Origin of the sequence: Natronobacterium texcoconense (genome assembly GCF_900104065.1) — an archaeon.
GTDB classification, from domain to species: Archaea; Halobacteriota; Halobacteria; order Halobacteriales; family Natrialbaceae; genus Natronobacterium; species Natronobacterium texcoconense.
Genome location: NZ_FNLC01000002.1, coordinates 26,127 through 40,535, shown reverse-complemented (window position 1 = coordinate 40,535; position 14,409 = coordinate 26,127). Strand labels below are relative to the sequence as shown.

Below are 14,409 nucleotides of genomic sequence, written 5' to 3'. Positions count from 1 at the left end.
CCGAACTGTCGCTAGTCGTCAGGCTCCGTCCCGCCGTTCGTCTCGCCGCCGTTGCGGTGCTCGTCGAGTGCCTCTTCGATCGTCAACTCGCCGGCCGCAACCCGTCGAGCCAGGACCTCGTCGATCGCCCGGTTCGTCTCGCTTTGTTCGCGGGAGCGATCCTTGATCACCTGTAACTCGCCCGCCGTCGGCTCGATCTCGCGGGCGTCGACGACTTCGCCCTCGAGTCGGGCGATATTGACCGCGGCGAGGACGTCTTCCATCCCCCTGGCGCCCGTGCCGAGGTAGGGAGTCGTTCCGGTTTCGTCGACGAGTTCGACGCGGACGTCCTCGAGGTCGTTGACCAGCGTTGCACCCTGGAGCCGGGAGCCGTCGCCGATCCGGACGACCGGGTCGGCAGCCTCGGCTACCTCGCGCTGGATGGCGTCGACGGCGTCGGCGAGTGGCACCTGAAACGCGGCGACGACCATCTCGCCGGCGAGGACGGCGATGCCGGGTTTGCGCCCCGGATCGACGCCGATGATGGTTCGACCGCCGTCGCCACGGACTGCGGTCAGCGCCTGGTCGATCGCCCGTCGCGGATCGTCGGGGTCCGCGACGATCGTCGTCACGTTCGGGAAGTCGTCGGCGTGATCGTCCCCGGTGACGACGACGGCGGTTTCCTCGGGAAGGCTCTCATCGGGTTCGACGGTCGTAAACGTCGTCCCGCGGTCCCGTAGCTCGTTGACGACGCCGTGGTACACTTCGAAGTCCGACGTTGCAACGACGATCACGAGTGGACGTTTGCTCCCGGCCGGAATAAACGTATCCGGACGGCGGCAAGCACTCGAGTCGGTCCCGACGCCGATCCCAGTCAGTTCCGGGGGCTTTTTGCGCCGAACGGACCAATTCTGCCCGTGAACGACGAGGTAATCCCGACCGGCTGTGGCCCGGTCGACGACCTGCTCGATGGAGGGTTCGAGCGCGGGACCGTCACCCAAATTTACGGGACGCCGGCCGCGGGGAAGACGAACCTCGCGCTATCGGCCGCCGTCGAAGCGGCCGCCGCGGGCGGGACGGTCGTCTACATAGACACCGAAGGCGTCTCCGTCGACCGCTTCGAGCAACTGCTGTCGGCTCGAGCGGACGCCGACGGCGATCCGACCCTGGCGAAAGACGGCACAGGCCTCGAGGAAGCGTCCGCGACGGCGGAGGACGGCCTCGACGTCGAGTCGATCGCATCCCGAATCGTCATCGAGGACGCCGTCGACTTCGAGGAACAGGCCGAAGCGGTCCGCGACACCGAGGAGTTCGCCGAACGCGCGGACCTGATCGTCTTAGACAGCGCGACGGGTTTCTACCGACTCGAGCGAACTGGCGACGGCGACGAAGGTGAAGCCCTGCGACGAGTCACCCGACAGGTGACGCATCTCCTCTCGCTTGCCCGCAAACACGACCTCGCAGTCGTCCTGACGAACCAGGTGTTCTCCGATCCCGACTCTGATCGCACGCGCGCGCTCGGTGGAAATACCCTGGAGCACTGGACCGGCGTCGTCGTCCGTCTCGAGCGATTCCGTGGCGGAAATCGACGGGCGACGCTCGAGAAGCACCGCTCGAAGCCAGTCGGCGAGTCGGTACAGTTCAAAATTACGGATACGGGGCTCGAAGGCGGCGATGAAAGTCAGCGGTTCTAAAAACTAAAAGTTCTACGCGCAGTCGGTGTCGACTTACAGTTCGTTCAGTTTACGCAGGAGCTGGCCGCGGTACTCCTCGTCGCTCGTGACGCCTTTGACTTCGAGGACGTTGCGCTCGAGTTTGTCCAGGGCGACGCGGAAGGAGTTCTCCGCGCCGTAGCCTTCGCCGGTTCCGGCGACCTGTCCCTTGTTGGTTCGCAGCCGAATCTGGCAGTGAACCAGCGACGTTCCGCGGAGTTTCTCCTTGTGTTCTTTGAACCGGACGTGCGCGTGAAGGACCTGCATGTCCGCGTACTTGTCGGCGACCTCCTCGATGCTCTCGTAGATCGACTCCCGGGTAATCGTATCCAGCAGGGAGACGTTCGTGATCTGGACGTCCATGCGCTCCTCTTCGGTGAAGGTCAGCGCACGCAGGACGTCGGTCTTCGTGACGACGCCGATGACGACCTGGTCGTCGTCTTCGGGCGTGACCATCAGACCGGCGTAGTCCAGTTCGAGCATGTGCTCGACGGCCTCCTTTGCGGTCGCGTCGAGCGTCGTCGTCTCGACCGGGCTGTTCATGATGTCGTAAATCGGGACGTCGAGCAGCCGCTGGCTGTCACCGACGCGGTCGCCGGTCGTCGTCTTGTTGTTCTTCCGGATCGCGAAGTCGGCGATGTCGTGGGTGGTGACGACGCCGGAGAGCTTGCCGTTCTCGTTGAGCACCGGCAGCCGCGAGATGCCGTGTTCCCGGAGGAGGTTGATCGCCTTGCCGACGCCGTCGTCCTCTTTGACGGTGACCGGGTCCGCCGAGTAGATGTCCTCGACGGTCAGCGTCTCGAGGTTCTCGAGGACGGCCTCGAGGATGGCGTCGTTCGTGATGACACCCCAGAGGTCGCCGTGCTCGAACACGGGAGCGACCTTCGAGTTGCCTTCGATCAGCAGTCGGGCAGTCTCCCGGACGTCTTCGTCCCGGTCGATCTGGGGGGCCGGATCGTTCCGACTCGGTTTGATGAGTGCAGACACCTTCGCGTCGTCCTCGACGTGGGACTGGAGGACCTCCCGCTCGCTGATGACGCCCTCGTACTCCCCGTCGTTCATGACGATAATTCCCTTGGGGTTGCCGTTCTCGAACATAGAACGGACCTTCCCCATGCGCGTCCCGACGTCGACCTCAATGTAATCCTCGATGGCGATATCAGCGATATTCATCGTTACGAGTGGATGTACTGTGGCCGGGGTTTTGAAGATATTGCCTGTTCCCACTTGCCTCGAGAACGTTCTTGACCCTGTCTCTGGAAGGCGTGCCCATGGCACCCGACATCAGCGTGCTCGGTCGCTACACGTACCTCGCGACGGAACTGTTCTGGGGAACGATCGCCGCCCTGTTGCTCCGGCGCGCGAACGCCCTGCGAAAAGCCGCGGTGACGATCCTCGCGCTGTACCCCATCGCGTACGTCTGGGATCGGTACACGCTCGCGGTCGGCGTCTTCGACATCAAACTTCGGACTGGGATCGACGTTGCAGGCATTCCGCTCGAGGAACACCTCTTCATGGCCGTCGTGCCGGGACTCGTCCTCGGCGTCCACGAGACGATCTTCGGCGACGGGAATCAGTAGGAGAACTGGCGCGTATCAGTTCCTGCAACTGACCGTCGCCCTCATGGTCCGAGCGACGGACGTCTATTCCAATGAGGCCACCACGCCGGATGCGAGATTCGCCCGGTCCTCGCGACCGATCCGACCGGGCCCTCCTGCGGGGACTGTTGCGACTGTTCGTTCTCGTCCTCGTACTCTGTGCAGTGGTCCTCGCGACCGCCGCGTTCGCACCGGTGCTGCTCGATGGCCTGGACGACTTAGAGCGGATCGACGACGTCGAAATCGTCGACGGACCGAGTCCGAGCGCCGATCCGCCGCCGGCCGGCGAGCGAAACCCGGAGACGACCGATCCGGACGACCCCGGTGAGTCGACCTACGGGACCGACGTCGAGAGCATCTCCTCGGAGACGGTCGAGGACTTCGTCCACGCCGAGGTCAACGATCGTCGGGCCGAACACGGCCTCGAACCGCTCGAGTGGGACGGCACCGTTGCCTCCGTCTCGCGGGCCCACAGCCACGACATGGCCGAACGGGACTACTTCGCGCACACGAACCCCGACGAGGAGGGACCCTACGACCGGTTCAACGACGTCGACGGCTACTGCCGGGCCTACGGCGAGAACATCGCCCTGACGTGGGTCGACAGGCCGGTCGAACGACCGGGCGACGACGACCTCGTCGAGTACCGAACGGCCGAAGGGGTCGCGACCGGCCTCGTGAATCAGTGGATGAACTCCACCGCACATCGAGAGGCGATCCTCGAAGAACACGCCTCCCACGGCTGGGATCGTGGCGGTGTCGGCGTCTACGTCGCCGACGACGGTTCGGTCTACGCCTCGCACAATTTCTGTCTGACGATGTGAGGAGTTCCACTGATTGCGAAAGTGTTGTCACACTCTTGTCCCTACTCGTCGTAACGAACCTATGGACGTCGAGGGGATCCGGGAGACACTTACCTCGGTCTATCGGACAGCGAGCGAGCGAGAGATTACCTTCCTCGCGGCTAGTTTCGCCTACTACGCGTTCGTATCGCTGATTCCGATCGTCTTGCTCGCACTCGTCGTCGGCTCTCTGCTCGGCGGCCAGGACGCGGCAGAACAACTGGTTCTCGTCGCAGGTGACTTCTTCCCGGAAGCGGGCGAAGAACTCCTCGTCGAAGCCCTGGAGACCGAAGCCGGTCGCACGGAGGCGACCGTCGTCGCACTCGCTGTCGGTCTCTGGGGCGTACTCAAGGTGTTTCGGGGACTCAGCCTCGCGTTCGAAGCGATCTACAACGACGTCGGTGAAGTTACCTTGCTCGAGGAGGCCCGAAACGGCGTTATCGTCATCGTCGCGGGAGTCGGTGCAGTCGCGCTGATGATCGTCGTCGGAGCGGCCCTCCGACTCGCCGAAAACACCATTCCCTTCGCGGGGACGATAAGCTGGATCACGCTGTTTCTCGGACTCGTCTTCGTCTTCGTCCCCGTCTACTACGTGTTGCCGCCGATCACCGTCACGGCCAGGGAGATCCTCCCCGGCGTGATCTTCACGGCAATCGGCTGGTCGATCCTGCAAGCAGGATTTCAACTCTACACGACCTTCGCCGGGCGCTACCAGGCCTACGGCGCCGTCGGTGCCGTCCTCCTCTTCGTCACCTGGCTCTACTTCGCCGGCATCATCATCCTGGCCGGGGCCGTCCTCAACGTCGTGTGGTCCCGTCCCTCGCTTGCAGTCTAGTCCCGTTTCACCCGTCGACGGATGGAGCGAACCGCCCGCACAGGCGCCAACCTATCAGACCGGGGCTGACCGTCACTACCGTTCGAATCGAGTATTCAGGAGAAAGATTATGTTCACTCGGTCGTCTATTCAAGACGATGAGCGACGACCGATCAAAACAGTCTTCCGGGGCCGACGACGCCGAATCCGGAGAACTGGTCGCCGGCGGAATCGAAACCGGCGGCGGCCCCCAGCGAGTCGTCTCCGAGGAGAGCGTCGACGACATCCTCGACTCACTCGACGATTCGACGTCGGACTCGAGTCTCACGACGACTCCGGATACCACAGCGAACGAACCGGACGATTTCGTCGACCCGACCGGAGAAGAGGACGAAAACGACAACGTCGACGATTCGAGTGGCGACTCCGAGACCGAACCCGAACTCGAGTCAGAACCGGCGCCCTCGAGTCAAGTCGAAACGCCGGACCCGGATTCGGAACGCATCGACGACACAGAGCCAGAATCGAGCCAGGACGCCACCATCGACCCCGACGAACTCGCCGCTCGGATCGAACGCGGCGACGTCACCGGTGCCGACGTTCGCGCCGCCGAAGCCGGCGAGGGACGCGAATCGACGCCCGACATCGACGACGTCGACCTCTCGCTGGACGACCTCGAGGTCGGAACGTCGGATTCGACGACCGGTGGCAGCGACGCTGCCGGCCCACTCGCCGGATCGATCGACGCCGGAACCGACGAGGACGACGACTCGAGTGCGACAGACCGTGAGGAATCGGAATCAGGGCTGATCGGTCGTCTCAAGCGGTTGTTCTCGAGTTGAGCGCGATTCGGTTACGGTGTTTTTCGGGCTGGCCGCTCGAGTAACTGTGGTCGTCGCTACGTGGCGAATCGTCTCGATCGAGTGATTGGCTCGAGGCGACTCGAGTCGGAGTTGAGTACGGCTGACCGGCCGCTAGTCCGGGAGAAACGGTTGGGGCAGATTTGAACCACGCCGAGACGTTCTTGCTCGCTCACTTCGTTCGCTGTGCGAGCTGCGACTCGTCTGGTTCAAATCTCCCGTAACAATTTCTGACGGAACTGAATGACTCGCGCCGCGTGGCGGTATCGCCACGCTCCGCTCGTCGGTTGTTGTTCCGTCAGAAATGGGTTGGGGCAGATTTGAACTGCCGGCCTCCTCCATGTCAAGGAGGTGTCATAACCAGACTAGACCACCAACCCGCCTGGCTTCGTTCTCTGTCTGCATTCATTCGTTGCCGGCCACCGTAATTGAAGGTTTCGAATCGGACGCCGTACGCGAGTGGCCCCCATGGCCGAACCTCCGATACCCTTAAGTTGATGTACTCATTTGAACATCACAAGACAACTACGTACATTGGTGTCCACTATGCAGGAATACGTCGAACGCGTCACGGAGGGCGAGGATCTCACCCAGGCGGACGCTCGAGCGGCCTCGAGAGCCGTTTTCGAGGATGCAACGGAGGCACAGATCGGCGCGCTGCTGGCTGCGTTGCGCGCGAAAGGTGAAACAGAAGCCGAGATAGCTGGCTTCGCCGAAGGGATGCGCGAGGCGGCCCGAACGATCTCGCCCGATCGCGAACCGCTGGTCGACACCTGCGGAACCGGTGGCGACGACTACGACACGATCAACGTCTCGACGACGAGCGCGGTCGTCGCCGCGGGTGCCGGCGTCCCGGTCGCGAAACACGGCAACTACTCCGTCTCCTCGTCGTCCGGCAGCGCGGACGTCCTCGAGGTCGCGGGCGTCGACGTCGAGGCGGAACCGCCGGCCGTCGAGAACGCTATCGAACGCGACGGCATCGGCTTCATGCTCGCGCCGGTCTTTCACCCCGCGATGAAGGCCGTCATCGGCCCGCGCAAGGAACTCGGAATGCGGACCGTCTTCAACGTACTCGGGCCGCTGACGAACCCCGCCGGTGCGGACGCACAGGTCGTCGGCGTCTACGATCCGGACCTCGTCCCCGTGCTCGCGGACGCACTCGCTCGCATGGACGTCGAACGCGCGCTGGTCGTCCACGGGTCGGGCACCGACGAGATCGCGATCCACGGAGAGACGGTCGCTGCCGAGGTCGATGGCGAGTCGGTCGAGGAGTACACCCTCGAGCCTGCCGACCTGGGCCTCGAGAGCCACGACATCTCGGACATTTCGGGTGGCAGTCCCGAGGAGAACGCGGCCGACCTCCGCGGAATCGTCGAGGGCGACGTCACCGGCGCGAAACGGGACGTCATCCTGGCGAACGCGGGCGCAGCGATCTACGTTGCCGGCGAAGCCGACTCGCTCGAAGAAGGCGCAGCGATCGCCCGCGAAGCGATCGAGGAGGGTGATGCCGCGACGAAACTCGAGCAGCTGGCGGCGACGGAAGCGGAGGTACGATGAGTCGACCGCGGGTCAAGATCTGTGGCGTGACGACCGAATCGAACCTCGAAATCGTCGTCGCCGCTGGCGCTGACGCCGTCGGAATTACCTGTGACGTACCAGTGGACACGCCACGCGAGGTGTCGGTCGAACGCGCGACCGAACTGGCCGACGCCGTCCCGCCGTTCGTAACCGCCGTACTCGTGACGATGCCCGACGACGTCGCACACGCAGTCGAACTCGTCGAGACCGTCGACCCCGACGCCGTCCAGATCCACGACGGCCTCGAGCCAGATGAACTCGAGACGGTACGCTCGCAGACGGGCGCCGACGTCCTCTACGCGGTCGACGCGGACGATCCGGCCGAGGCCAAACGGTACGACGGAGTCGTCGACGCGCTCGTGATCGATTCGGTAGACGAGGACGGCGGCGGCGGAACTGGAGAGACTCACGACTGGGACCGGACGCGGGAAGTCGCGGACGACCTCGAGTCACCGCTCGTCCTCGCAGGGGGGCTCACCCCAGACAACGTCGCGAACGCCGTCGAGACTGTCGAGCCCTTCGCGGTCGACGTCGCGAGCGGCGTCGAAGCCGAGGGCGGCGTCAAAGACGACGCGGCGGTCGAATCGTTCGTCGAACGCGCGACGACTGCCTCTCGGACGGTGGAACCTGCACCATGACGAGGTTCGATCTCGACCGAGAGGCGTTCCGCGAGCACGTCGACCGCGGCGACCGGCCGGTCGTCGTCCGAACCGTCGCAACCCTCGAGGCCGAGACGACGCCGCTGGGTGCGTACGCGGCGCTCACCGGTCGCACCCCTGATAGCGACCGGGACCGATCGCCGTACGCGTTCTTGCTCGAGAGCGCGGAGAAGACCGCCTCGAGCGATCCCGACGGTGCGTTCAGACCCAGTTCGGCGGACGCGGAACGACACGCGCGCTTCTCGTACGTCGGCTACGATCCCGAAGCCGTCGTCACGGTCGATCCGGACGGAACGAGCGTCGAGGCGCTTTCGGACGATGCACCGCTCGAGTCGATCGACACCGACGTCGGTGATGATGGTGATACTGTCGACGCACTCCGGGCGGCGATGCCCGACGTTCGGTTCGAGAACGCACCGGATCACGGTCGCCAGCACCTGACCGGCGGGCTGGTCGGCTTCCTGGCCTACGACGCCGTCTACGACCTCTGGCTCGAAGAGGTCGGCCTCGAGCGACCCGACTCGCGGTTCCCGGACGCCCAGTTCGTCCTGACGACGAAGACGCTCGCGTTCGACGACCGCGAGGGAACCGTCTCGCTCGTCTGTACGCCCGTCGTCGGCCCCGACGACGATCCGGACGCGGTCTACGACGAGATCCGGTCCGAAGCCGAGGCTGTAGCGGAGACGCTACGGACGGCCAGCGACGAGGGGCCCGAAACCGGCGGCTTCCTCCGCGAAGACGAGGTTGCAGGCTCGAAGGCCGACTACGAGGACAGCGTTCGGAAGGCGAAAGAACACGTCCTCGACGGCGACATCTACCAGGGCGTCGTCTCCCGGAAGCGAGAGCTGTACGGCGACGTCGATACGCTCGGATTCTACGAGGCGATGCGCGAGGTCAATCCCTCGCCGTACATGTACCTGCTCGAGCACGACGACCTGACCGTCGTCGGCGCGAGTCCCGAGACGCTTGTTTCCGTACGCGGGCGCGAGGTCATGTCCAACCCGATCGCGGGGACCTGCGACCGCGGGACCAGCCCCGTCGAAGATCGACGGCTCGCGGGCGAGATGCTGGCAGACGAGAAGGAACGTGCCGAGCACACGATGCTCGTCGATCTCGCACGAAACGACGTCCGCCGGGTCTCCGAGGCGGGCACAGTGCGGGTCGACGAGTTCATGAACGTCCTCAAGTACAGCCACGTCCAGCACATCGAGTCGACGGTGACGGGACGGCTGGCCGCGGACGCAGATGTTGCCGAACCGCGTTCGGCAGCCCGGGAGACTTCGTCTCCCGACGCGTTCGACGCGACGCGAGCCTCGTTCCCTGCTGGAACGCTCTCGGGTGCGCCGAAGATTCGTGCGATGGAGATCATCGACGCTCTCGAGGCCGAGCCACGAGGGTTGTACGGTGGCGGTGTCGGCTACTACTCCTGGACTGGGGACGCCGATTTCGCGATCGTGATTCGGACGGCAACTGTAGAAAGTGGCGCGGCGCCACGTCGAGGGAACTCGGAGAGTTCCCGACCATTGGAAGACGATGTCTTCCAAGACGCCGCGGAAAAGCGAGCGGGGAGGAACGACCCGCGAGCAGACGTCGACGACGGCCGAGATCGGATCACTGTCCAGGCCGGCGCCGGACTCGTCGCCGACAGCGACCCTGAGAGCGAGTACGAGGAAACCGAGAAGAAGATGGGTGGCGTGCTGGCCGCACTCGAGGAAATCGAACTCCCGGCCGACGACCGCGAAGTGCCCGAACCCGAGGTGAGTCGATGACGTCGACCACAGCACAGGACGCCGGCGGCGAGACGATACGAGTCCTGTTCGTCGACAACTACGACTCGTTTACCTACAACCTCGTCGAGTACGTCAGTCAGTTACCGGGAACAGAAACCGAGATCGTCAAAAATACCGCCACGCTCGAGGACGTTCGCGCGGCCGATCCCGACGCGATCGTCGTCAGTCCAGGTCCCGGCCATCCGAAAAACGACCGCGACGTGGGCGTGACGATGGACGTGCTCAGCGAGGTCAGCCCCGAAGTCCCGACGCTCGGCGTCTGTCTCGGCCTCGAGGCGGCCGTCTACGCCTACGGCGGGAGCGTCGGTCGAGCCCCCGATCCGATCCACGGGAAGTCGTCGGCGGTGGACCACGACGAGACTGGTGTCTTCGAGGGGATCGAACAGGGCTTTCGCGCCGGCCGATATCACTCGCTGGTCGCGACCGAGGTACCCGACTGTTTCGAGGTGACGGCGACGGCAGAACACGGAGACGAGACGCTCGTGATGGGCGTTCGCCACCGCGAGCATCCGATCGAGGCCGTCCAGTTCCACCCCGAGAGCGTTCTCACGGCTGCCGGGCACGACGTCATCGAGAACTTCCTCTCGAGTGTTTAGCAGTTCGCGAGAAGCGGAGAGTTTCGGTCGACCGATCAGACGCCGGGGAGCAACTCGAGCATCCCGGTCGCGTACAGTGCCGCGAGGACGACTGCGGCGACGATGCCGATTCGGACGGCGAGTTTGATCGCGATTCGAATCGCCACGACAGCAACCGCGAAGGCCGCAAGCGCAGCCAGCACGAGGAGGACCGGCGAGGACGTCAGTGGTTCGAGCATATTCTCACTCCGTATCCCAGTGACGTAATCTTTCTGGATGTCGTGACTGACTCGAGAACGGAAACGTTGATGAGCCGAATGAAAGAGAAAATCGCAAGCAAGCGAGACGATGAATGACACTTCCGTCCACTTTCAGGCTGGTCTGAAAATCGTTAAGGCCACCGCGCACGTAGGTACTCACGAAGGAAGACGCGGCCGTTTCGTCGGCCGTGGTCGACTGTCGAACGAAATCGTACAGAGACATCTTTGAAAACATCGTTGTACTAATCCAATAAAAATGGGACAGCTAGGACAGCTTTATGATGGATGCACGAATACCGAACCTTCGTCACGAATGATGAGAGTCAGGACTCGGACCCACGCCAGAATCGCCACCTGTGGACGGGATAGCAGCGAGGTGCGTCGCGCATGAGCCAGAGCGACCTTTCCGCGGAAGAACTGACGCTCCCGATCAAGCGTACCGAAGGGGAGACGCTCGAGGAGCGATTGACGGACAACGCCTACTACAACATCCTCCCGGCCCGCTATCTGCGCAAGGACGCCGACGGCGAACTCGTCGAAGAACAGGAGGACCTCTTCGAGCGCGTCGGCAAGAACATCGCACTCGCGGAAGCCGTCTACGAGGGCGAAAAGCGAGACCTCGAGATCACGGTCACGCCCGACCAGCTCAAGCCCGACCATCCGCGACGCGACGAACTCGCCGAGGAAGTCTTCGGAGCGGGCACTACGCCGACGGACGACGTCGAGACGGAGCTGTCTATCTACAACGTCAACAAGTTCGCCTACGACACCGTCGTCCCCGAACTCCCCGACGAGGTCCGCACACACGTCGAGGACGTCGCCGACGAGTTCCAGGACATGATGGAGAACCTCGATTTCATGCCGAACTCGCCGACCCTGATGAACGCAGGCGACGAACTCCAGCAGCTCTCGGCGTGTTTCGTCGACTCTCCGAAGGACGACATCGACGACATCCACCAGACCGCAAAGGAAGCCGCACAGGTCTTCCAGAGCGGCGGCGGCATGGGGTATGCGTTCTGGCGACTCCGTCCCTACGGCGACGCGGTCGGCTCGACCGGCGGCATCGCCTCCGGTCCGATCACGTTCATGCGCACGTACGACCAGATGTGCGAGACGATCGCCCAGGGCGGCGCTCGACGTGGCGCACAGATGGGCGTCATGCGCGTCTCTCACCCTGACGTCATCCAGTTCATCCACGCCAAGAACAAGGACGTCTCGCTTGCCGAGACCCTGCGTCTCAACGACCCCGACGACTACACGCACACCTCCTTCCAGGACGCCTTAGAGGAGGCCCGCGAACTCATCGACGACGAGGGTCGAGTCCCCAAACACCTCCGGAACGCCGTCGAGGGCCACCTCTCGAACTTCAATATCTCCGTCGGCATCACCGACGACTTCATGGAGGCCGTCAAGAACGGCGAGGAGTTCACGTTCACGAACCCGCGCACGGAAGAGCCACACATCGCCACCGAGGAAACCAAGGAACTGTACGAGATGTTCGGCCTCGGCGAACACGTCGAGGTCGGCGAGGAACTGTCGATTCCCGCAGAAGAGCTCTGGGACGACATCGTCGAGGGCGCACACGAGAACGGCGAACCCGGCGTCATCTACCTCGAGCGAGTCAACAAACAACACTCCTTCGACGTCGAGAAGCATCCCGACCACCGCATCCTCGCGACGAACCCGTGTGGCGAACAGCCACTCGAGGAGTACGAGGCCTGTAACCTCGGTCACATCAACCTCTCGACGCTCGCGGATCTCGAGGCACCGGACTGGCGCGTCTGGTACGACGAGCACGGCGACGAGTACGACGACATCGAGGCCGCCGTCGACGCCTTCCTCGAGGACGCCGTCGACTTCGAGGAGTTCGACCACCGCATCGAGATGGGGACGCGATTCCTCGAGAACGTCGTCACGATGTCGGACTTCCCGGTGGAGAAGATCGAACAGAAGGTCCGGAAGATGCGCAAGATCGGGCTGGGCATCATGGGACTCGCCCAGCTGTACATCCAGCTTGGCATGGAGTACGGCAGCGAGGCCTCCAACGAGGTCGCGCGTCAGTTGATGACCCACATCAACCACACCTCGAAGTGGACGTCCCACGAACTCGCAGAGCAGCGCGGGAGCTTCGACGAGTGGGACAAGTCGAAGTACGCGAACCCGACCGAGTACCGTGAGTGGTTCGAACACCAGACCGGTCTCGACGCTGACGACTGGGAGGACGGATTCCCGATTCGCAACCACAACACGACGACGATCGCTCCCACCGGAACGACGAGCATGGTCGGCAACACCACCGGTGGCTGTGAGCCGATCTACAACGTCGCCTACTACAAGAACGTCTCCGACGACGTCCAGGGCGACGAGATGTTAGTCGAGTTCGACGACTACTTCCTCCGCGTGCTGGAGGACAACGACATCGACGTCGACGCCGTCAAGGAAGAGGCCCAGGAGCAGATGGCGACCAACCAGTTCAACGGCGTCGAAGGGCTCTCGACGGTGCCCGACGCCATCGGCGAACTGTTCGTCACGACCGGCGATCTCTCGGCGAAAGACCACGCCGGCGTCCAGGTCGCCTGTCAACAGGGTGTCGACTCCGCCATCTCGAAGACCGTCAACGCGCCCAACGACTCGACGCTCGAGGACGCCAAGGACGTCTTCGAGTACATCTACGAACACGGCGGCAAGGGCGTCACCTACTACCGTGACGGCACCCGCTCGAAGCAGGTGCTGACGACCCGCGCCGAGAACACCGACTTCGCCGACGAGACCGAAGCCGCTGAGACCCTCGTCGAGCAGATCGACGAAATCTTCGGTGGCCTCGAGGCGTTCCTCGAGAGTGAGGACGTCCAGGATATCCTCGAAGAAGACGTCTCCGGAGTCCTCGGCGACGCTACCGAGCCCGTCCAGGTCGACTACACCGAGAAACGCGACCGGCCGGACGCCCTGCAGGGTGTCAGTCAGCGGATCGACACTGGCTACGGGAAACTCTACGTGACGATCAACGAGGATCCCGAGACCGGCCAGCCGTTCGAACTGTTCGCGAACATCGGTCACTCGGGTGGCTTCACCAACTCCTTCACCGAGGCGCTGGCGAAGGTCATCTCGACCTCGCTGCGCTCCGGCGTCGACCCCGAGGAGATGGTCGACGAACTCTGTGGAACCCGCAGTCCGAAAGTCGCCTGGGACAAGGGCGAACAGATCCAGTCGATCCCGGACGCCATCGGGACCGCGCTGCGACGCTACCTCGAGAACGAGATCGACAAGCCGTACCCGACCCAGCAGACCCTAGAAGAGTCCGCCGAATCCCCGGGTTACGACGGCCCACAGACCGACGGCGGCGCGACGACCGCTCCAGCCGGTGACGGCTCCGAATCGGGAGCAAACGCAGACCAGGACGCGACCCAGGATCTCATCGACGCCGGTGAGTCTCCCGAGTGTCCCGACTGTGGCTCGCTGTCGCTGTACTACTCCGAAGGCTGCAAGACCTGCGAGTCCTGTGGCTGGAGCGAGTGCTGACGTAGCCGACTCCTGACCGAATTTCTTCTCTCGACGAACGCTCGAAGCACTTAGCATACCCCCTCGCCAACGAAAAGCTATGGCAGCCGACGACGACAGCCGCGAGACCGGTGGCCGGCCCTGTCCGCAGTGTGGCGAACCGCTGTACAAACGCCACTGCAAGTACGTCTGTCCACAGCACGGGGTCGTCTACGACTGTTCGGACACCTTCTGGTAAACTGCA

General features: G+C 63.7%; 14 protein-coding genes and 1 tRNA gene. 11 read left to right on the top strand and 4 right to left on the bottom strand.

The features are described 5' to 3' along the window. Window positions 1-11: 11 nt before the first annotated feature. A complete protein-coding gene (locus BLR35_RS07575; protein ID WP_090379908.1) occupies window positions 12-773 on the bottom strand; it encodes a hypothetical protein in 762 nt (253 codons plus the stop codon). 123 nt (window positions 774-896) lie between these two features. On the opposite strand from BLR35_RS07575, the gene radB reads away from it, so the two are divergent. Next, complete coding sequence (radB, locus tag BLR35_RS07570; RefSeq protein ID WP_090379905.1) at window positions 897-1,673, top strand: DNA repair and recombination protein RadB; 777 nt, start codon at window positions 897-899, stop codon at window positions 1,671-1,673. Window positions 1,674-1,706: 33 nt separating this feature from the next. Here radB and BLR35_RS07565 read toward each other — a convergent pair whose 3' ends face one another. After that, a complete protein-coding gene (locus tag BLR35_RS07565) occupies window positions 1,707-2,864 on the bottom strand; it encodes a CBS domain-containing protein (RefSeq protein WP_090379902.1) in 1,158 nt (385 codons plus the stop codon). A 98-nt stretch (window positions 2,865-2,962) separates the two neighbouring features. Here BLR35_RS07565 and BLR35_RS07560 point away from each other — a divergent pair, with 98 nt between their 5' ends. The 4 genes from BLR35_RS07560 to BLR35_RS07545 all read left to right on the top strand — a co-directional run bounded on the left by BLR35_RS07560 (window position 2,963) and on the right by BLR35_RS07545 (window position 5,787). Then, a complete protein-coding gene (locus BLR35_RS07560) occupies window positions 2,963-3,271 on the top strand; it encodes a lycopene cyclase domain-containing protein (RefSeq protein WP_090379898.1) in 309 nt (102 codons plus the stop codon). Between the two features lie 71 nt (window positions 3,272-3,342). Beyond that, window positions 3,343-4,113, top strand: a complete 771-nt coding sequence (locus tag BLR35_RS07555) for a CAP domain-containing protein (protein ID WP_090379895.1) — start codon at window positions 3,343-3,345, stop codon at window positions 4,111-4,113. 61 nt (window positions 4,114-4,174) lie between these two features. After that, entirely contained in the window at window positions 4,175-4,966 is a 792-nt protein-coding gene (locus BLR35_RS07550) for a YihY/virulence factor BrkB family protein (RefSeq protein WP_090379892.1), read from the top strand. A 137-nt stretch (window positions 4,967-5,103) separates the two neighbouring features. Next, on the top strand, window positions 5,104-5,787 hold the full coding sequence (locus BLR35_RS07545; protein ID WP_090379889.1) for a hypothetical protein: 684 nt from the start codon (window positions 5,104-5,106) through the stop codon (window positions 5,785-5,787). Window positions 5,788-6,110: 323 nt separating this feature from the next. Here BLR35_RS07545 and BLR35_RS07540 read toward each other — a convergent pair. Next, a tRNA-Val gene (locus BLR35_RS07540) sits at window positions 6,111-6,185 on the bottom strand. Window positions 6,186-6,351: 166 nt separating this feature from the next. Here BLR35_RS07540 and trpD point away from each other — a divergent pair. From trpD to trpG, 4 genes are read left to right on the top strand one after another with little or no spacing between them, the layout of a single operon-like run. Continuing rightward, entirely contained in the window at window positions 6,352-7,362 is a 1,011-nt protein-coding gene (gene trpD / locus BLR35_RS07535; RefSeq protein ID WP_090379886.1) for an anthranilate phosphoribosyltransferase, read from the top strand. Then, window positions 7,359-8,021, top strand: a complete 663-nt coding sequence (locus BLR35_RS07530) for a phosphoribosylanthranilate isomerase (protein WP_090379884.1) — start codon at window positions 7,359-7,361, stop codon at window positions 8,019-8,021. The genes trpD and BLR35_RS07530 overlap by 4 nt, the downstream gene beginning before the upstream one ends. Further along, window positions 8,018-9,811 carry a chorismate-binding protein gene (locus tag BLR35_RS07525; RefSeq protein ID WP_090379882.1) on the top strand — a complete coding sequence of 598 codons (1,794 nt, stop codon included), beginning with the start codon at window positions 8,018-8,020 and terminating at the stop codon, window positions 9,809-9,811. Before BLR35_RS07530 ends, BLR35_RS07525 begins: the two co-directional genes overlap by 4 nt. Then, entirely contained in the window at window positions 9,808-10,428 is a 621-nt protein-coding gene (gene trpG / locus BLR35_RS07520) for an anthranilate synthase component II (RefSeq protein ID WP_090379879.1), read from the top strand. Before BLR35_RS07525 ends, trpG begins: the two co-directional genes overlap by 4 nt. A gap of 35 nt (window positions 10,429-10,463) precedes the next feature. Here trpG and BLR35_RS07515 read toward each other — a convergent pair whose 3' ends face one another. Beyond that, window positions 10,464-10,646: a DUF8029 family protein gene (locus BLR35_RS07515; RefSeq protein ID WP_090379876.1), complete on the bottom strand. Its 183-nt coding sequence runs from the start codon at window positions 10,644-10,646 to the stop codon at window positions 10,464-10,466. A gap of 408 nt (window positions 10,647-11,054) precedes the next feature. On the opposite strand from BLR35_RS07515, the gene BLR35_RS07510 reads away from it, so the two are divergent. Continuing rightward, complete coding sequence (locus BLR35_RS07510; RefSeq protein ID WP_090379873.1) at window positions 11,055-14,186, top strand: adenosylcobalamin-dependent ribonucleoside-diphosphate reductase; 3,132 nt, start codon at window positions 11,055-11,057, stop codon at window positions 14,184-14,186. Between the two features lie 79 nt (window positions 14,187-14,265). Beyond that, the gene (locus tag BLR35_RS20620; protein ID WP_170830991.1) at window positions 14,266-14,403 is read left to right on the top strand and encodes an HVO_2523 family zinc finger protein; all 138 of its coding nucleotides are present in this window, start codon (window positions 14,266-14,268) and stop codon (window positions 14,401-14,403) included. The last annotated feature ends 6 nt before the right edge of the window (window positions 14,404-14,409 follow it).